The organism is Lentzea xinjiangensis, assembly GCF_900110955.1.
GTDB classification, from domain to species: Bacteria; Actinomycetota; Actinomycetes; order Mycobacteriales; family Pseudonocardiaceae; genus Lentzea; species Lentzea xinjiangensis.
In genome coordinates this window covers 208619-226385 of the sequence record NZ_FOFR01000002.1, presented here as the reverse complement: position 1 = coordinate 226385, position 17767 = coordinate 208619, and the positions used below count along the sequence as shown (strand labels likewise).

At 69.8% G+C, this 17767-nt stretch carries 17 protein-coding genes; 13 read left to right on the top strand and 4 right to left on the bottom strand.

Features of this window, described 5'->3' with window-relative positions; genetic code table 11:
• The first annotated feature begins 177 nt into the window (after positions 1–177).
• Complete coding sequence (locus tag BMW88_RS06430) at positions 178–567, top strand: (deoxy)nucleoside triphosphate pyrophosphohydrolase (RefSeq protein ID WP_245777664.1); 390 nt, start codon at positions 178–180, stop codon at positions 565–567.
• On the opposite strand, the gene trpS is transcribed toward BMW88_RS06430, so the two are convergent.
• On the bottom strand, positions 560–1483 hold the full coding sequence (trpS, locus tag BMW88_RS06425) for a tryptophan--tRNA ligase (RefSeq protein ID WP_089949683.1): 924 nt from the start codon (positions 1481–1483) through the stop codon (positions 560–562). The genes BMW88_RS06430 and trpS overlap by 8 nt on opposite strands.
• A 171-nt stretch (positions 1484–1654) precedes the next feature.
• Between trpS and BMW88_RS06420 the strand changes: the two genes are divergently transcribed.
• Complete coding sequence (locus BMW88_RS06420) at positions 1655–1957, top strand: YciI family protein (RefSeq protein WP_089949682.1); 303 nt, start codon at positions 1655–1657, stop codon at positions 1955–1957.
• Positions 1958–2248: 291 nt separating this feature from the next.
• Here BMW88_RS06420 and BMW88_RS41680 read toward each other — a convergent pair whose 3' ends face one another.
• Positions 2249–2413, bottom strand: coding sequence for a hypothetical protein (locus tag BMW88_RS41680; RefSeq protein WP_177220974.1), 165 nt, complete (start codon positions 2411–2413; stop codon positions 2249–2251).
• Positions 2414–2579: 166 nt separating this feature from the next.
• On the opposite strand from BMW88_RS41680, the gene typA reads away from it, so the two are divergent.
• From typA to BMW88_RS06375, 9 genes are all read left to right on the top strand, one after another.
• Positions 2580–4475, top strand: coding sequence for a translational GTPase TypA (gene typA / locus BMW88_RS06415; RefSeq protein ID WP_089949681.1), 1896 nt, complete (start codon positions 2580–2582; stop codon positions 4473–4475).
• A gap of 268 nt (positions 4476–4743) precedes the next feature.
• Positions 4744–6405, top strand: coding sequence for an ABC transporter family substrate-binding protein (locus BMW88_RS06410; protein ID WP_089949680.1), 1662 nt, complete (start codon positions 4744–4746; stop codon positions 6403–6405).
• A gap of 354 nt (positions 6406–6759) precedes the next feature.
• Positions 6760–8484: an ABC transporter family substrate-binding protein gene (locus BMW88_RS06405; protein WP_342714943.1), complete on the top strand. Its 1725-nt coding sequence runs from the start codon at positions 6760–6762 to the stop codon at positions 8482–8484.
• Between the two features lie 91 nt (positions 8485–8575).
• The gene (locus tag BMW88_RS06400; RefSeq protein ID WP_089949678.1) at positions 8576–9574 is read left to right on the top strand and encodes an ABC transporter permease; all 999 of its coding nucleotides are present in this window, start codon (positions 8576–8578) and stop codon (positions 9572–9574) included.
• Position 9575: 1 nt separating this feature from the next.
• On the top strand, positions 9576–10499 hold the full coding sequence (locus BMW88_RS06395; protein WP_089949677.1) for an ABC transporter permease: 924 nt from the start codon (positions 9576–9578) through the stop codon (positions 10497–10499).
• Entirely contained in the window at positions 10499–11659 is a 1161-nt protein-coding gene (locus BMW88_RS06390) for an ABC transporter ATP-binding protein (protein ID WP_089949676.1), read from the top strand. The genes BMW88_RS06395 and BMW88_RS06390 overlap by 1 nt, the downstream gene beginning before the upstream one ends.
• Positions 11656–12657, top strand: coding sequence for an ABC transporter ATP-binding protein (locus BMW88_RS06385; protein WP_089949675.1), 1002 nt, complete (start codon positions 11656–11658; stop codon positions 12655–12657). Before BMW88_RS06390 ends, BMW88_RS06385 begins: the two co-directional genes overlap by 4 nt.
• A gap of 610 nt (positions 12658–13267) precedes the next feature.
• A complete protein-coding gene (mshB, locus tag BMW88_RS06380) occupies positions 13268–14104 on the top strand; it encodes an N-acetyl-1-D-myo-inositol-2-amino-2-deoxy-alpha-D-glucopyranoside deacetylase (protein ID WP_089949674.1) in 837 nt (278 codons plus the stop codon).
• Complete coding sequence (locus tag BMW88_RS06375; RefSeq protein ID WP_089949673.1) at positions 14094–14519, top strand: hypothetical protein; 426 nt, start codon at positions 14094–14096, stop codon at positions 14517–14519. The genes mshB and BMW88_RS06375 overlap by 11 nt, the downstream gene beginning before the upstream one ends.
• On the opposite strand, the gene BMW88_RS06370 is transcribed toward BMW88_RS06375, so the two are convergent.
• Entirely contained in the window at positions 14495–15208 is a 714-nt protein-coding gene (locus BMW88_RS06370; RefSeq protein ID WP_425434633.1) for a GNAT family N-acetyltransferase, read from the bottom strand. The genes BMW88_RS06375 and BMW88_RS06370 overlap by 25 nt on opposite strands.
• A 163-nt stretch (positions 15209–15371) precedes the next feature.
• Here BMW88_RS06370 and fdxA point away from each other — a divergent pair, with 163 nt between their 5' ends.
• Positions 15372–15698, top strand: a complete 327-nt coding sequence (fdxA, locus tag BMW88_RS06365; RefSeq protein WP_089949671.1) for a ferredoxin — start codon at positions 15372–15374, stop codon at positions 15696–15698.
• 2 nt (positions 15699–15700) lie between these two features.
• The gene (dapC, locus tag BMW88_RS06360; RefSeq protein WP_089950213.1) at positions 15701–16795 is read left to right on the top strand and encodes a succinyldiaminopimelate transaminase; all 1095 of its coding nucleotides are present in this window, start codon (positions 15701–15703) and stop codon (positions 16793–16795) included.
• Here dapC and BMW88_RS06355 read toward each other — a convergent pair whose 3' ends face one another.
• Positions 16796–17701, bottom strand: coding sequence for a hypothetical protein (locus tag BMW88_RS06355; protein WP_143115989.1), 906 nt, complete (start codon positions 17699–17701; stop codon positions 16796–16798).
• Positions 17702–17767 lie beyond the last annotated feature (66 nt).

Genomic DNA, 17767 nt, shown 5'->3' with positions numbered 1-17767 from the left:
CTCGAGCTGCACACGGACCTCGTGGCGACCGGCGCCGGGACGATGGTGGTCGACCGCGTGAGCTGGACGACCGTCGGAGGCGTGGTCGGCCGGTTCGCGGACATCACGGTCGGGCGCGGAATGGCGTTGCGGGTGCTGGACAAGCGCTCGGCGCTGCTCGCCCGGCGGTGCCGGGAGCTGTGCGCCGCCCGCGTCGTGGTCGGTGCGGCGATCGTCCGGGGTGGACGGTTGCTCGCGCAGCAGCGGTCCTACCCGGAAAGCCATGCGGGGCAGTGGGAACTGCCCGGCGGACGCGTCGAGGACGGCGAGCAGCCGGAAGAGGCGCTGGCACGCGAGTGCGTCGAGGAGCTCGGCGCGTCCGTCGAGGTGGGTGAGCAGGTCGGGCCGGACGTGCCGCTGAAGGAGGACCTGGTGCTGCGGGTCTTCGCGGCACGGCTCGCCGGCGGTGAGCCGGAAGCGCTGGAGCACAACGCCGTCAAGTGGCTCACCGCCGACGAGCTGCCGTCCGTGGACTGGCTGCCCGCGGACCGGGTGCTGGTGCCCGCCCTTCAACGGCTCCTCAACTGAGCCCGGACAGCCGCAGCGCCGCGTTCAGCCGGTGCTGCGCGCGTTCGCGGGCCCGGTCCGCGCCGGCGGACCGGACGCGCTCCAGCTCCGCCGGGTCGGCGAGGAGCTCCAGCGTGCGCTCGCGCACCGGGCGGAGCTGGTCGACCACCGCTTCCGCCACGGCGTTCTTGAGGTCGGCGAACCTGCCGGTGAAGTCCTCCGGCTCCTCGCCGGTGCAGGAGGCGAGGATCTCGGTCAGGTTCGCGATGCCCTCGGTCGAGGAGACCGCGCGCCGGACCTTGCGCCGCACCAGGTCCGGTTCGTCGAGCACGAACACGACCCCCGTGGAGCTCCGAGCCGACTTGTCCATCTTGCGCGCCGGGTCCGAGAGGTCCTTGATGCGCGCGCCCACCTTCGGCACCACGGCGTTCGGCACGAGGAAGGCCTCGCCGTAGGCGTTGTTGAAGCGCCGGGCGAGCGCGCGGGCCAGCTCGACGTGCTGGAGCTGGTCCTCGCCCACCGGGACCTCGGCGGTGCCCTGCAACAGGATGTCCGCCGCCATCAGCACCGGGTAGGTGAGCAGGCTCAGCCGCACGGAGTCGCGGCCGAGCGACTTCTCCTTGAACTGGATCATGCGCGCGGCCTCGCCGTAGGTGCAGGTGCACTCCAGCACCCAGTTGAGGGCCCCCAGCTCGCGGATCAGATCGCTCTGCACGCACACGCTCGCCGGGCTGATGCCGCTCGCTATCAGCACGGCGAGCTGTTCGCGCGTCATGGACCGCAGCCGTTGCGGGTTGTGCGACGACGTCATCGCGTGCAGGTCGCTGATGAAGTACACGTCCTCCTCGGTGCCCTCACGAGCCCACGTGCGCAGGGCACCGAGGTAGTTGCCGAGGTGGACCTGGCCGGAGGGGGTGATGGCCGAGAGCCTGATCATGGTCTTCGTCCTTTCGCAGGTGGGCCACCCGGACGAAGCGCACGAAAAAGGCCGCCCGTCACGGGCGGCCTGTGTTCGCGTCAGCGCACAGCTACTCCGGCCGCCTGAAGGCGGCCCACCAGAAGGCGTTGAGAGGGCGCACGCCCACGAGTATAGGACTACCGTCGGAACATGTTCATCGTGTTGCTGAAGTACGTCGCGCCACTGGAACAGATCGACTACGCCCTCCCCGACCACCGCGCGTGGGTCGAGAAGCAGTACGAGCGAGGTCTCTTCCTCGCCTCGGGGCGTCAGGTGCCGAGGACCGGCGGCGTGATCATCACGCGGCCCATGCCCCGCGGCAGGCTCGAAGCGCTGCTCGCCACCGACCCGTGGGCCGAGCAGAAGCTGGTGAAGTACGAGATCTGCGAGTTCGAGGCGACGCGGACCGCGCCCGAGCTCGCGAAGCTGAACGAGGCGGTGCTCCAGCGCTAGCCCTGTTCGGCCGGCCAGGCGATCGCGGTGCCGAACGCGCGATCGCGGGTGCCGTTCGGCTTCTGGACCGGTGTCCACGACCGGATGGGTGGGGGACTGGCCGGTCCGTTCGTCCGGCTGACCGCTTGCTTCGGGGGACCGGCGGGTCAGTGGGAGCAACCGGCCGGTCGGTTCGGGCAGCGGGCGGCGAGGTGAGCTTCGGCACGGAGCGCCGACCGGCGCGGGCGCTCTCCATCGAGTGACGTTCGAGGCGATCAGGGCTTTGTCGGCATGAGCCCCGACCCGGCGGGCTCACGCGGCCCCGGCCGCCTTCCCGGCCGCCTTCCTGGCCGCCTTCGCCGCTTTTTTCGCGGCCTTCCTGCGGGCCTTGTCCCGCTCCTTGAGCAGGAACGGAACCGGGCAGCGCTGGCATTGGGGCTTCGATCGACAGCACTTCTTCTTGAGCTTTTTACCCACTGGTTGCTCTCCACTCCGACACGTGTCGCTAGAGTAGGTGAGGCTCACTTCACTGGACACTCTTGTGTGGTAATGCCGACGCGGCCGGTACCATTGGTATTGGCTGTGCGCATCGACGTTTCCGGCGCGAGCCCCTCCAACGCCTTCGAAGCTCTAGGAGTTCTGCGTGCCCACGGCCACCGCGTCTGCCCTTCAGACGCGAACTGACCTGCGAAATGTCGCGATCGTCGCGCACGTCGACCACGGCAAGACCACCCTGGTCGACGCCATGCTGCGCCAGTCCGGCGCCTTCTCCGCGCGTGCCGAGCTCGTCGACCGGGTCATGGACTCCGGCGAGCTCGAGCGTGAGAAGGGCATCACGATCCTCGCCAAGAACACGGCGGTGCGCAGGCACACGCCGGACGGCGACGTGATCATCAACGTCGTCGACACCCCCGGCCACGCCGACTTCGGCGGCGAGGTCGAGCGCGCGCTGTCGATGGTCGACGGTGTCGTCCTGCTGGTCGACGCCTCCGAGGGCCCGCTGCCCCAGACCCGGTTCGTGCTGCGCAAGACGCTGGCCGCCGGTCTGCCGGTGATCCTGCTGGTCAACAAGGTCGACCGCCCCGACGCCCGGATCTCCGAGGTCGTCGAAGAAGCCCACGACCTGCTGCTCGACCTCGCGACCGAGGTGGGCGCCGACGAGTCCGTGCTGGACCTGCCGGTCGTCTACGCCTCCGCGCGCGCCGGTCGCGCGTCGCTCACCCAGCCCGAGGACGGCGGCCTGCCGGACGAGGAGAACCTCGACACCCTGTTCCAGGTGCTGCTCGACCACATCCCCGCCCCGCACGTCGACATCGACGGCCCGCTCCAGGCGCTCGTCACGAACCTCGACGCCTCGGCGTTCCTCGGCCGCATCGCACTGTGCCGCATCCACCGGGGCACGCTGCGCAAGGGCGAGACCGTGGCGTGGTGCCGCGAGGACGGCGACCCGGTCAAGGTCCGCATCACCGAGCTGCTGATCACCGAGGCGCTCGAGCGCGTGCCCGCCGAGGTGGCCAGGGCAGGTGACCTGGTCGCCATCGCCGGCATCCCGGAGATCACCATCGGTGACACCCTGGCCGACGCCGAGAACCCGGTGGCGCTGCCCCGCATCACCGTCGACGAGCCCGCGATCTCGATGACCGTCGGTGTGAACACCTCGCCGCTGGCCGGCCGCAACGGCGGCACCAAGCTGACCGCGCGCCTGCTGAAGTCCCGCCTCGACTCGGAGCTCGTCGGCAACGTGTCCGTGCGCGTCCTCCCGACCGAGCGCCCGGACACCTGGGAGGTGCAGGGCCGCGGCGAGCTGGCGCTGGCCATCCTGGTCGAGCAGATGCGCCGCGAGGGCTTCGAGCTGACCGTGGGCAAGCCCCAGGTCGTGACGCGCACGGTCGACGGCAAGGTCCACGAGCCGTTCGAGCGCCTGTCCGTCGACTGCCCCGAGGAGCACCTCGGCGCCGTCACGCAGCTCCTGGCCAACCGCAAGGGCCGCATGGAGAACATGTCGGGCCACGGCACCGGCCGCATCAAGCTCGACTACGTGGTCCCGTCGCGCGGCCTGATCGGCTTCCGCACGGAGTTCCTCACCGAGACCCGCGGCACCGGCATCGCCAACGCCGTGTCCGAGGGCTACGGCCCGTGGGCGGGCGAGATCCGCACCCGCCACAACGGCTCGCTGGTGGCCGACCGCGCCGGCTCGATCACCGCCTACGCGATGATCCAGCTCGCCGACCGCGGCACCTTCTTCGTCGAGCCGGGCGCCGACGCCTACGAGGGCATGGTCGTGGGCGAGAACCCGCGCGCCGAGGACCTCGACGTCAACGTCTGCCGCGAGAAGAAGCTCACCAACATGCGCTCCTCCACGGCCGACGTGATGGAGACCCTGGCCCGTCCCCGCAAGCTCTCGCTGGAGGAGGCGCTGGAGTTCTGCGCCTCCGACGAGTGCGTGGAGGTCGCGCCGGAGGTCGTGCGCGTGCGCAAGGTGACGCTGGACGCGAACCTGCGCGGCCGCGAGCGCTCGCGGCTGAAGCAGCGCGGCTGACGCCGCACAGGAGCAACGCCTGAGGGGCGGCCGGGCCGATGGCCCGGCCGCCCCTCGCGTTGTGCGCTCTCCCGGCCGGCGGCCCCGGCAGGACAACCGCCCCGGCACCGAACCACCCGGCCAGGACCGAACCACCCGGCCAGGTGAGCCGTACTACTCACCGGGCGAGCAACCCCGGAACCCCGCGACACGTCACACGTAGTGGCGCGGGTGACAAAACCTTGGGTTGCCCGAACACCACCACCATCCTTCTGGCAATGTGAGGACCATGAGGCGACTCGGGGGAGTGCTGGCTGCCGCCGTTCTGTGCGGCACAGCCGCGGCGTGCACGAACACGCCGCCTCCGCCGCTGGTCCCGAAGTCCGAGGCGCCCGTCATCACCACCACGGGGCCGAAGGTCACCGAGGTCGTGGTCGGCGTGGACGACGTGGCGGGTGGCTACAACCCGCACTCCTACGCCGCCCAGAGCCCCATCACCACCGCGCTGAGCTCCCTGCTGCTGCCGAGCGTCTTCCGGCCGGGGCCCGACGGCGCGCCGCAGCTCGACCGGAACCTCATGGTCAGTGCGAAGGTCACGAAGGCCGAGCCGTTCACGGTCACCTACTCGATCCGCAAGGACGCGAGCTGGTCGGACAGCGCGCCGATCGCCGCCGAGGACTTCTACTACCTGTGGCAGCGTATGCGCGTCGAGCCCGGTGTGGTGGATCCGGCCGGTTACAGGCTCATCAACAACATCAGCGCGCGCGAGGGCGGCAAGGTCGTCGAGGTCTCGTTCGGCAAGCCGTTCCCCGGCTGGCGGTCGTTGTTCGCGAACCTGCTGCCCGCCCACCTGCTCAAGGACGCGCCCGGCACGTGGTCGAACGTGCTCTCCACCAACTTCCCCGCCACCGCGGGGCCGTTCCAGGTGCGCAGCCTCGACGAGCCGCGCGGCGAGGTCGTGCTCGAGCGCAGCGACCGGTACTGGGAGGTGCCGACGACGCTCGACCGCGTGGTGATCAGGCGGGCCACCCACAGCGCGATGGCCGAGTCACTGTCCAAAGGCGACAACCAGGCGGCCCTGCTGCGGGCGGACGCGGCGGACGTGAACCTGCTCAAGGCCGTTTCAGGCGTCACCACGAAGTCCGTGCCGCGCAACGAGGTCGTGCAGGTCCTGCTGCGCCCGGCGAGCGAGCAGCTCAGGGACGTCAAGGCGCGCAAGGCGATCGTGGCCTCGCTCGACCGGGACGCGCTCATCGCGTCCGGCACCCAGAGCGGGCCGAGCGCGCAGTACCGGGCCGACTCCTACGTCGTGCCGCCCAGCCGCACCGGGTACCAGCCCACCATCACGGGCAACACGCTCGACCCCGCGGCGGCCGAGCAGTTGCTCACCGAGGCCGGGTACGCGAAGAACGGCACCGAGTGGCAGAAGGACGGCAAGCCGCTCAAGCTCCGCATCGCCGCGCCGGAGAAGGCCGAGCCGTACGTCAGCCTCGCCAACCGGGTCAAAGCGCAGCTCCAGGAGCGCGGGATCTCCTCCGAGGTCGTCACGCCGAACGCCGAGGACCTCTTCAGCAAGCAGCTCGTCGAGAAGGACGTCGACATCGCTGTCGTGCCGCGGGTCGACGCCGGCGACTCGGCGGCCGGGCTCGCGAGCACGTACGGCTGTGCCGGTGACGCGCCCGACGGGGCCACGCTGAGCCCGCAGAACCCGGCCGGGTTCTGCGACCGGGCGATCCAGGCCGACGTCGACGCCGCGCTGAACGGCAAGGTGCTGCTGTCGGAGGCGCTGGCGCGGATCGAGCCGCAGCTGCGGGACCAGGCCGTGGCGGTGCCGTTGTTCCAGGTCGTCGACCTGCTCGGGGTGCTCCCGACGGTTTCGGGCGTCGACACCGGGGCACCACTGGCGGGCGTGCTGAGCGAAGCGCCCGAATGGCGTCGGCTCGACAAGTAGCGCCGGGGCGGGAACTCCGTTGCGCGCCTCGTCGGGGCGTTGCTGCGTTCGGCGGCTGTCGTTGACAGAATTCCGCACGCCCGGTCAACGAACGCTGGCGCCCGGTAATCGGGCCATCGCCGCGCGCTACAACCTGTCTCCATTGGGTCACGATCGCCCTTCCAGGTAGTGACCGCCGCCTCACCAGGTTCTTACCGTGCTGCCCACGATGTGCCGGTTCGGGGCGCGGATGGCACATCACGGTTATGGGCGTGCATGCCGACTGGCCACGGCCGCCCAGTGCTAGGAGGGCATGTGTCGATGAGGAGAACCAGAGCACTTCCGGCGATTGCGCTGATTTCCAGCGTGTCTCTCGTGCTGGGTGCGTGTGGTGGCGGTGGCGGGACCAACGACGCGGACGGTGGCGACGCCACCGTCGCGGAGATGGCCGTCGCTCGCGGTGAGTCCGCGGACGGCTACACCGCGCCGGATACGAAGCAGAGCGGCCAGGTCGTCGTGTCGACGGACAAGCCGTTCACCTCGTACAACAACGCGACCGAGGACGCGAACCAGTCTTACAACACGTTCGCGTTGGCGCTCGTGCAGCCTGGTGCGCACATCATCAACGGCAACAACAAGGTCGTCCTGAACAAGGACGTCATGGAGTCGATCGAGGTCACCTCGAAGTCTCCGCAGGTCGTGACCTGGAAGCTGAAGAAGGGCGTCTCCTGGTCCGACGGCGAGGCCTGGGACTGCGACGACTTCTACCTGGCGTGGCTGACCCAGTCGAACAGCGCGAAGAAGGCCGACGGCTCCAAGTACTTCAAGGCCGCGACCACGACCGGCTACGACCTGATGACCGGTGAGTGCAAGGACGACCAGACGTTCGTCGGCACCTTCAAGGAGCCGTACCCGGACTACGAGAGCCTCTACAACACCGACGTCCTCCCGGCGCACGTCCTCGAGAAGCAGACCGGTGTCGCGGACGTCACGAAGCTGACCGCCTCGGCCAGCGCGGACGAGCTGACCAAGGCCGCCGACTTCTGGAACGACAAGTGGAACGGCTTCACCAAGGACCTGATGCCCAGCGCCGGGTCGTACGCGCTGACGGCCTTCGAGCCGAACCAGTCGGTGACGCTCGAGCGCAACGCGAAGTGGATCGGCAAGCCCGGCGGTCCCGAGAAGATCGTGCTGAAGGCGATCCCGGACCCCATCGCGCAGGCGCAGGCCCTGGAGAACGGCGAGGTCGCCGTCAACTCGATGGCGCAGCCCGACGCGAACGCGGCCACCAAGCTCAAGGGCCTCAACGCCCAGGGCGTGACGTTCGGCGCGGGCCCCGGCCTGTCGTTCGAGCACCTCGACATCCAGATGAAGCACCCGGTGCTGTCGAAGGAAGAGGTCCGCAAGGCGTTCTTCATGTGCGTCAAGCGCCAGGACATCATCGACAAGCTCATCAGCGAGGTGCAGGCCGACGCCAAGCCGCTGGGCAGCCTGATCTTCTTCCCGAAGGACGAGGGCTACAAGGACGTGTACGCGGACAAGGCCAAGGGCGACGCGGCCGAGTCCAAGAAGATCCTGACCGAGGCGGGCTGGACGCAGGGCGCCGACGGCGTGTTCGCGAAGGACGGCGTGCGCGCCTCCTTCCGGATCAGCCACACCGACATCCCGCGCCGCAAGCAGACCGTCGAGCTGATCCAGGGCCAGTGCAAGGAAGCCGGCATCGAGGTCAAGGACGACACCGACCCGAACTTCCTCGACGAGCGCGTGTCCGCCGGTGACTACGACGTCGCCCTGTTCGCCTGGTCGTCCGCGCCCTTCAAGAGCGGCAAGAAGTCGATCTACGAGACCGGTGGTGGCCAGAACTGGCAGAACCTGTCGGTGCCGAAGGCCGACGCGGCCCTGAAGCAGGCCGTGTCCCAGACGTCGATCGCCGACTCCCTGAAGTACTTCCAGGAGGCCGACGAGGCGCTGGCAGGCGCCTACGCTTCCTTCCCGCTGTTCCAGATGCCGAACATGTGGGCCTTCAAGGGTCTCGACCGCGTGTACTTCCAGAGCTACTACGGCGCGCTGTGGAACGCCAACGAGTGGCAGACCAAGTAACCGCCTCAGCTGAAGCGCGCAACGCCTGACCGGGCGGGACCGGACCACGAGTCCGGTTCCGCCCAGGCCGGGTTGTCCCTAGGAGCCCGCCGTGATCCGCTACATCATCCGCCGGCTGCTGATCTCCGTACCCATCCTGCTGATCGGCAGCTTCGCCTGTTACGTCCTCGTCGCCACCGCCGGAAACCCCTTGGCGGAGATGCGGTTCCGGCCGGGAGTGACCGAAGCCGACATCAAGGCCGCCGAGATCTCGCTCGGTCTCGACCAGCCCGTCGTCGTCCGCTACTGGAACTGGCTCATCGGCTTCCTGAGCGGTGACTGGGGCCAGAGCATCGCGCTCGGCCAGGCCAAGACCGCTGTCTTCCCCGCCGTCACGGACGCGCTGTGGACCACGGGACGGCTCGTCATCGGCGCCGAGCTCCTCGCTCTCACCCTGGGTGTCGCGGTCGGTGTCCTCGCCGCCGTGCGCCAGTACTCGATCTTCGACTACCTCGCCACCAGCACCGCGTTCCTCATGTTCTCGATGCCGATCTTCTGCGTCGCGGTCATCGTGAAGAACTACGGCATCCAGTTCAACAACGTCCTGGAGTCGATGGGGCTGGACCGCTGGCTCACCACCGCCGGCCCGCGGCCGGGCGGTTTCACCGGCAGCTTCGGCGAGGTGGTCTTCAAGTACACCGGCACGTTCCTGCTGCCGACGGTCGCGCTGATGCTGATCAGCTTCGCCGCGTACAGCCGGTTCGAACGCGCCTCCATGCTGGAGATCCTGCACTCGGACTTCGTGCGCACCGCGCGGGCGAAGGGCATCTCGCAGGGCCGGGTCGTCTTCCGGCACGCGTTCCGCAACGCGCTCATCCCCGTCGCCACGCTGTTCTCGCTGAACTTCGGCGCCGTGCTCTCCGGCGCGATCATCACCGAGACCGTGTTCGGCTGGTCCGGCATGGGCACGCTGCTGGTGAACTCCGTGCGGCAGTTCGACCCGCCCATGCTGATGGGCTGGCTCGCGGTCACCGCGACCCTGATCGTGCTGTTCAACCTGATCGCCGACATCGTGTACGGCGTCCTCGACCCTAGGATTCGCCTTGGCTGACATGAACCTGGCGGTCGAGGGCGGCGTGGTCGGCAGCGCTCCCCAGGCCGGCTCGCACGAGTTCGACGCCGCCAAGACCCGCACGCAGGGCCAGCTCGTCCTGCGGCGCTTCCTGCGCCACCGGCTCGCGATGGTGAGCCTCGGCGTCTTCGTCTTCCTCGTCCTGTTCGCGTTCCTGGGCCCGTTCCTGTGGACCTACGACTACGAGGACGTGACCAGCAAGTCGTACCAGCCGATGAGCGGAGCCCACCCGCTCGGCACCACCCAGGTCGGCAAGGACATGCTGGCGCTGCTCATGCGCGGCACGGCCTACTCGTTGCAGATCGCGTTGATCGTGGCCGCGCTGGCGACCGTCATCGGCGTGACTTTCGGTGCCCTGGCGGGATATCTGCGCGGCTTCGTCGACACGGCGCTGATGCGCCTGGTCGACCTGCTGCTGATCATCCCGCAGATCGCGGTCGCCGCGATCGTCGTGAAGGGCTTCTCCGGTAGCTGGTACGTGGTCGCGCTGGTGCTCGCCGCGTTCGCGTGGATGCAGATCGCCCGCATCACCCGCGGCGAGACGCTTTCCCTGGCGCAGCGGGAGTTCGTCGAGGCGGCGCGGGCCTGCGGCGCCTCGACGCCGCGCATCATCTTCAAGCACCTGGTGCCGAACATGATCGGCAGCATCACCGTCAACGCCACGCTGGCGATCGCCGCCGCGGTGCTCACCGAGGCCGCGCTGTCGTTCCTGGGACTGGGGGTCCAGCCCCCGGACACCTCGCTCGGCGTGATCGTGCTGGAGAACTACGGGCAGTTCCTGAACCGGCCGTGGCTGTTCTGGGGTCCGTTCATCGTGCTCGTGTCGCTGTCCCTCGCCGTCAACTTCATCGGTGACGGCCTGCGCGACGCGTTCGACCCGAGGCAGACGAAGGTGCGTGCCTGATGTCCACTGCGTCCGAACTGCCGGAGGACTTCCTGTCCTCCGGCACCACCGCGCCGCTGCTGTCGGTCAAGGACCTGTCGGTCACGTTCCCGACCGACGACGGCGACGTCCGAGCCGTGCGCAACGTCTCGTTCGACCTCAACCCCGGCGACGTGCTGGGCATCGTCGGCGAGTCGGGCTCCGGCAAGTCCGTGTCGTCCATGGCGATCATGGGCCTGCTGCCCAAGAACGCGATCGTCGAGGGCTCCATCCGCTACCGCGGCGAGGAGCTGAACGGCCGCACCTACAAGCAGATGCAGCCGTTCCGCAGCAAGCACATCTCGATGATCTTCCAGGACCCCATGACGTCGCTGAACCCCGTCTACACCGTGGGGTGGCAGCTCGCCGAGACCTACCGCGCGCACCACGACGTCTCCAAGAAGGCGGCGTGGGCCAAGGCGGTCGAGGCGCTGGAGCTCGTCGGCATCCCGCAGCCGGACCGGCGCGCGGCCCAGTACCCGCACGAGTTCTCCGGCGGCATGCGGCAGCGCGTGGTCATCGCGATGGCGATCATCAACGATCCCAGCGTGATCATCGCCGACGAGCCGACCACCGCGCTCGACGTGACGGTGCAGGCGCAGATCCTCGACACCATGCTGCGCCTGCAGGCGGAGACCGACGCGGCGATCGTCATGATCACGCACGACCTCGGCGTGGTCGCGGGCATGGTCAACCGCGTGCAGGTGATGTACGGCGGCACGGTGGTCGAGTCCGGCCCCGTCGACGACGTCTTCGAACAGCCGCGGATGCCCTACACCGTGGGGCTGCTGGGGTCCGTGCCGAACCCCGCGAGCCTCGGCAAGCGGCTCACCCCGATCAAGGGCGCGCCGCCGTCGCTCGTGAACCTGCCGAGCGGCTGCTCCTTCTCGCCGCGCTGCCCGCTCGTCGCCGAGGTGTGCCACGAGTGGGAGCCGGAGCTCGAGGAGGCCGGCCCGAACCACACGACGCGCTGCCACCGCTGGGAGCACCTGGCGACGGTCGACCAGCCGCAGCGCCTGTTCCTGCACGACGAGATCGGCACGGTGGAGAACCCGGCGGTGTTCGCGGCGGCACGTCCCGACGAGTCGCTCGAAGTCACGGCCGCGCACGGATCCCTGGTTACCGATGAGGAGGCGAAGTGACCGCTCCGCTGCTGGAGGTCATCGACCTCGTCAAGGAGTTCCCCGTGCGCGGCAAGGGGATCATCCCGCGCAACGTCGGCACGGTGCAGGCCGTGTCCGGGGTGTCGTTCACGCTGCACCCCGGCGAGACGCTCGGCCTGGTCGGCGAGTCCGGCTGCGGCAAGTCGACGACCGGGCGCGCGATCCTGCAGCTCCACAAGCCGACCTCGGGCTCGGTGAGGTTCGAGGGCCGCGAGCTCACGACCATGAGCACCAAGCAGCTCCGGCCGCTGCGCAAGGACATCCAGATCGTCTTCCAGGACCCGTACGCGTCGCTGAACCCCAAGTGGCAGGTCAACGACATCATCGCGGAACCGCTGCAGATCCACGGTGCCGAAGGGCCCCGCGGCGCCGTCCAGCGGCGGGTGGACGAGCTGCTGGAGCTCGTCGGCCTGAACCCCGAGCACCGCAACCGCTACCCGCACGAGTTCTCCGGCGGTCAGCGGCAGCGCATCGGCATCGCACGGGCGCTGGCGCTCAACCCGCGGTTCATGGTGCTGGACGAGCCGGTGTCCGCTTTGGACGTCTCGGTGCAGGCCGGTGTCGTGAACCTGTTGGAGGAGCTGCAGGAACGGCTCGGCCTCGCCTACCTGTTCGTCGCGCACGACCTCTCGGTGGTGCGGCACATCTCCGACCGGGTCGCGGTCATGTACCTCGGCAAGATCATCGAGATGGGCGAGCGCGAGACCATCTACAACCGGCCGATGCACCCGTACACGCAGGCGTTGCTGTCCGCGGTGCCGATGCCGGACCCCAAGCAGGAGCGCAAACGCCAGCGGATCGTGCTGACGGGTGACGTGCCGTCGCCGGTCAACCCGCCGTCGGGCTGCCGCTTCCGGACGCGGTGCTGGAAGGCGCAGGACATCTGCGCCGTCGAGGAACCGCGGCTGGAGCGGCGGGGCGGTCCGGACGGAACGCTGTCCGCGTGCCACTTCGCCGAGGAACGCCAGGTGGTCTGAGCAGTTGGCGGCGGGTCGCGGCCTCGGGCTGGCTGGGTGCCGGGCTGACGCGGTGTTGGGCTGGCTGGGGTGCCGGGCTGGCGCGGTGTCGGAATGGCTGTGTGCCGGGCTGACCCAGTCTCGGGTCGACGCGGTGTTGGGCTGGCTCGGTGTTGGGCTGGCTCGGTTTCGGGCCGGCTCGGTCTTGGGCTGACTCGGCTTCGGGCCGACTCGGCCTCGGGCCGGTCCGGCCTCGGCTGGCCCCGGCCTCGGGCCGACTTGGCTGGGGCGACTCGGGTGTTGAGCTGACTCGACCTCGGGCCGACTCGGTCTTGGGCTGATCCGGCTTCGGGCTGACCCGGCTTCGGGCTGACCCGGCTTCGGGCCGACTCGGTCGGTGCGACTCGGTCCTGGGCTGGCTCGGTCTTGGGCCGATCCGCCTCAGGATGCCCAGGTACCACGGAATCGCCTGACGCGGATTCGCGAGATCGCGCCGGTCGTCCGGTCAACCGCTCACGCCGAATTCGGCGAAGCCCAATTCGGCGTGAGCGATTCGGCCGGACGACCGGCTCCCCGGCGATCTCGCCGCCCCCCGAAGGGGGGCAATCAAACACAGCTTTACTCTGATTCGGTGACGCTGACTGCCCCACCACGGTTGCTCTTCGTGCACGCGCATCCGGACGACGAGAGTCTCTGGACCGGCGGCACCATCGCGCGCTACGCCTCGGCCGGCGCGCACGTCACCGTCGTCACCTGCACGCTGGGGGAAGAGGGCGAGATCATCCCGCCCGCGCTGGCCCTGCTCGCGGCCGCGGAGGCCGACCAGCTGGGCGGGTACCGGGTGGGTGAGCTGCGATCGGCCTGCGCCGCACTCGGGGTGACGGACCACCGGTTCCTCGGCGGAATCGGGCGGTGGCGGGACTCCGGCATGGTCGACGTGCCGTCGAACGCCCACCCCCGGGCCTTCGTCCAGGGCTCGCTGGAGGAGCAGACCGCGCAGTTGGTCGAGGTTCTGCGCGAGGTCAAGCCGCAGGTCGTGGTCAGCTACGACGCGTTCGGCGGTTACGGCCACCCGGACCACATCCGCGCGCACGAGATCACCATGGCCGCTTGTGCCCAGGTCTCCGACGTCGAGCGGGTCTTCTACGCGGTGACGTCCCGCGACGCGACGAACGCCGGTGTCGAGGCGCTGGAGAACGTGCCGGAGGCGTTCCGGTTGCCGGAGGCCGGTGAGCTGCCGGTGACGCCGGACGAGGACATCACGACCGTGATCGACGTTTCCGGGCACCTGACTGCGAAGCGCCGCGCGTTGCGTGCACACTCGACGCAGGTCAGTGTGTGGGACGACGGGTACGCGTTGTCGAACAACATCGCGCAGCCGCTGGTCGGCGGTGAGTACTACGTGCTCGCCAGGGGGTCCGCGGAGGGCGTGGCGACGGACTTGTTCGGAGGACTGGGTGAGCGTTAGCACGCGAGGGTTGCTCCTGCTGCTGCTGTGCGTCGAGGCAGCGGTGCTCGCCGTGCTCGAAACGTTCTTCCTGCTCGTCCGCCTCGACGGCACGCTGCTGCCGCGGCTGGGCGACCTCCCGTTCCCCGTCACGATCGCGGTGGCCGTCGTCACCACACCGCTGCTGGTGCAGTGGGCGGCCGACCTGTCCGGGCGCGTCGTGGTCGCCGCTGCCCCGCTCCTCGTGTGGTTCTTCACGATCTTCGCGCTCGGCTACCTGGAGCCGGGGGGCATCGGCAAGTTCCTGCTGGGCGACTGGCGCACGCTGCTGTTGATCGCGGGCGGCGCGCTGACCGGCGCGGTCGCCGTGGGTGCCGTGATGGCGCGCAACGCGGCCAACCGGCCGGGGCTCTACGACCCCGCGGGGATCCAGTAGCGGTAGCGGTGGTGCTCGGTGCAGCCGAGGTCCTCGTACAGCCTGATCGCCGCCTCGTTGTGCTCGGCGACCTGGAGCACGCACGTCGTCGCGCCGTGGGCCAGGCCCCAGCCCGCCAGCTCGCCCATGAGCCGCCTCGCGAGCCCCCGGCGGCGGTGTGCCGGTCGCACGGCGAGCCGGGCGACGTGCAGGACGTCCTCGACGACGGCGCCCCGCACGGCCGCGACGACGACGTCGTTCTCGGTGAGGCTCGCGAAGCACACGTCGTCCCCGCTGCCGAGGACGTGCCGCTGGACGGCGGAGACCTCCGATCCGGCCGCGAGTTCCCACCATCCGGGAAGATCGCGGCTCTCGGCCACGCCGTCGGCGAACTTCTCCAGCGGGCCCGTCATCACCTGCGACGCCGCTCCACCGGGGTGGTCGTGGTCGACGCGCCAGCCGGCCGCTTCGATCGCCTGCTCGTGCACGGAGCCGGTGGTCACGTGGGCGGTCGGTTTGATGCCGTGCTCGCGGGCGAACCCCTGGACGGCCCGCAACGCCGCCGGAACGGGGAGGCCGGGATCGCCGCAGGTCAGCGTGCTGTTGGCGCGACCGGTGAAGCCACCTGCCGCGCGCATCAACCAATCTCCGAGCGAAACTTCTGCCAGGGCGGGCCATGCTCGCGCGCAGAGCGATTCCAGGTGATCCACGGTGTGCACGCGTTCATCCTGTCCCCATTGGCCAGGGATTTTCCGGGCAGGGGTTGTGACGTGGCACACCGTGCAGCTAAGGCAAGCCTGACCGGGTGATACTCGAACGTGCCGCGTACTCTCCGGCTTGCGCGGTGTGGACCAGAGGAAGTTGGAGAGCGCAGTGACCTATGTGATCGCCCAGCCGTGCGTGGACGTGCTCGACAAGGCGTGCATCGAGGAATGCCCCGTCGACTGCATCTACGAAGGCGACCGGATGCTCTACATCCACCCCGACGAGTGCGTGGACTGTGGCGCGTGCGAGCCCGTGTGCCCGGTGGAAGCCATCTACTACGAGGACGACGTCCCCGACGAGTGGAAGGACTACACCAAGGCGAACGCGGACTTCTTCGATGAGCTCGGCTCGCCCGGTGGCGCCTCGAAGGTCGGCAAGGTGAGCAACGACCCGCAGTTCGTGAAGGCGCTCGAGCCGCAGGCCGAGGGCCATTGATCATCGAACGCAGGGGTCCGGCGCTGCCGGACTTCCCGTGGGACTCCCTGTCGGACCACGCCGCCAAGGCGCGCAAGCACCCCGGTGGCGTGGTCGACCTGTCCGTCGGCACGCCCGTCGACCCGGTGCCGGCGGTGATCCAGGCCGCGCTGTCGTCGGTCGCGGACGTCCCCGGCTACCCGACCACCCACGGCACCCCCGAGCTGCGTGCGGCCTTCGTCGCCGCGGTCGAGCGCCGGTACGGGGTCGTGGGCCTGTCCGCGGACGCGGTGCTGCCGACGATCGGCTCCAAGGAGCTCGTGGCGTGGCTGCCCACCCTGCTCGGCGTCGGGCCCGGTGACGTCGTCGCCGTCCCGGCCGTGGCCTACCCGACCTACGAGGTGGGCGCGCTGCTGGCCGGTGCGACCGTCGTGCGCCTGGCCGACGGCGAACCGCCGCCCGTCGGCACGAGGCTGGTGTGGCTGAACTCGCCGTCGAACCCGACCGGGCGCGTGCTGTCGGCCGGGCAGCTGCGGGACGCGGTCGCCGCCGCTCACGCGGTCGGCGCGGTGGTGGCGTCGGACGAGTGCTACCTGGCGCTGCCGTGGGACGACGCCTCACCGGTGTCGGTGCTGCACCCCTCCGTCGTGGACTCCTCCGACGGCGTGCTCGCCGTGCACTCGCTGTCGAAGTCGTCCTCGCTCGCCGGCTACCGGGCCGGGTTCATCGCCGGCGACCCGGAGCTGGTCAGAGGCCTGCTGGAGCTGCGCAAGCACGCCGGCATGATCGTGCCGCGGCCGGTGCAGGAGGCCATGCGGGCCGCTCTGGAGGACGACGCGCACGTCGCCGAGCAGCGGGCCCGCTACCTCGCCCGGCGCGAGGTCCTCAAGCCCGCGCTGGAGGCCGCCGGGTTCACCGTGTCGCACTCCGAGGCGGGGCTCTACCTGTGGTCCTCACGCGGTGAGGACGCCTGGGAGACCGTCTCCTGGCTGGCCGACCGGGGGATCCTGGCCGCTCCCGGCACGTTCTACGGACCGGCGGGCGAGCGGCACGTGCGGATCGCCCTCACGGCCACCGACGAGCGGATCGCCGCGGCGGCCGAACGCCTCAAGGCCTGATCACGGCTTCAGCGCCGACCAGACCCTGCGGGTGAACTGGTTGGGCGGCACCGCGTCCGTGGTGAGCCGCACGCTGGTGCTGATCTCCTCGCCGCTCAGGCCGAGGCCCAGCACGAGGTGCCAGTGCAGGTCCCAGAGGTCCTGGAACGCGTCGAGCTCCACGTCGGCGTCCGCGCTGACGTGGAGCACCGCCGGTTCCGCCACCCGCACGACGCGCTCGACCGCCCGCACGTCCCGCGTGTTGGTGCGGAAGCTGAACGCGAGGTCGACCGTCTCGCTGTCGAGCCCGTACGTCGCGTACGAGTGACAACGGTGGTGCGGCAGCGACAACGGCTGGTTCGTCTCCAGGTAGAGGTCGCCCTCGAACCGCAGCGTCGGCGAGTGCTGGCTCAGCGTGGCGCGGGCGCTGACGAACTCCCAGCCGGGCATGTCGAGCTTGGGCACCAGCAGTTCCAGCACCTCGCCCCGGCGGGCACTGCGCGTGCGTTCGCCGGAACGCCAGGGGATCTCCCTGCTGTAGGGCTCCTTCTTCGTGACGAACACGTACGGCGCGTTGTCGGTCTGCAGGCTGAGGACTACGACGGTCCTCCTCGGCGCCCAGTCGAACGCCACCGTGGTGAGACCGGGCGCGACGCCGTCGAAGTGGCTCTCCACCCTGGGCCACCAGCTCGACAGCTCCTCGGCCGGGGCGCCCTTGACGTAGCGGCCCTTCTCGTCGACGCCGACGATCCACATCGCCTCGGAGCCGCGCGCGGCGTTGCACAGCGCGGCGATCTGCCTGGCCGCCTTGCCGTGGTCGACCGGCCACTGGGTCTTGAACTCCACGAAGGAGTCCTCGGACTGCGCCCCCTGCAGGGCACGCTCGATGGCGGCGCGAGCGTTCAACTCGAGTCGCTGTTTCAGCACGTGCACCTCCCTGAGCCGACGAGGGCCCAGCCTGCCTGCGCAGACCGGGCCCCGGACACCGAGTTT

Excerpts from the sequence above, each read along its gene's own strand:
- trpS (WP_089949683.1), bottom strand. The coding sequence starts at position 1,483 with ATGATCAGGCTCTCGGCCATCACCCCCTCCGGCCAGGTCCACCTCGGC.
- BMW88_RS06410 (WP_089949680.1), top strand. The coding sequence starts at position 4,744 with ATGAGGCGACTCGGGGGAGTGCTGGCTGCCGCCGTTCTGTGCGGCACA.
- BMW88_RS06395 (WP_089949677.1), top strand. The coding sequence starts at position 9,576 with ATGAACCTGGCGGTCGAGGGCGGCGTGGTCGGCAGCGCTCCCCAGGCC.
- BMW88_RS06420 (WP_089949682.1), top strand. The coding sequence starts at position 1,655 with ATGTTCATCGTGTTGCTGAAGTACGTCGCGCCACTGGAACAGATCGAC.
- BMW88_RS06390 (WP_089949676.1), top strand. The coding sequence starts at position 10,499 with ATGTCCACTGCGTCCGAACTGCCGGAGGACTTCCTGTCCTCCGGCACC.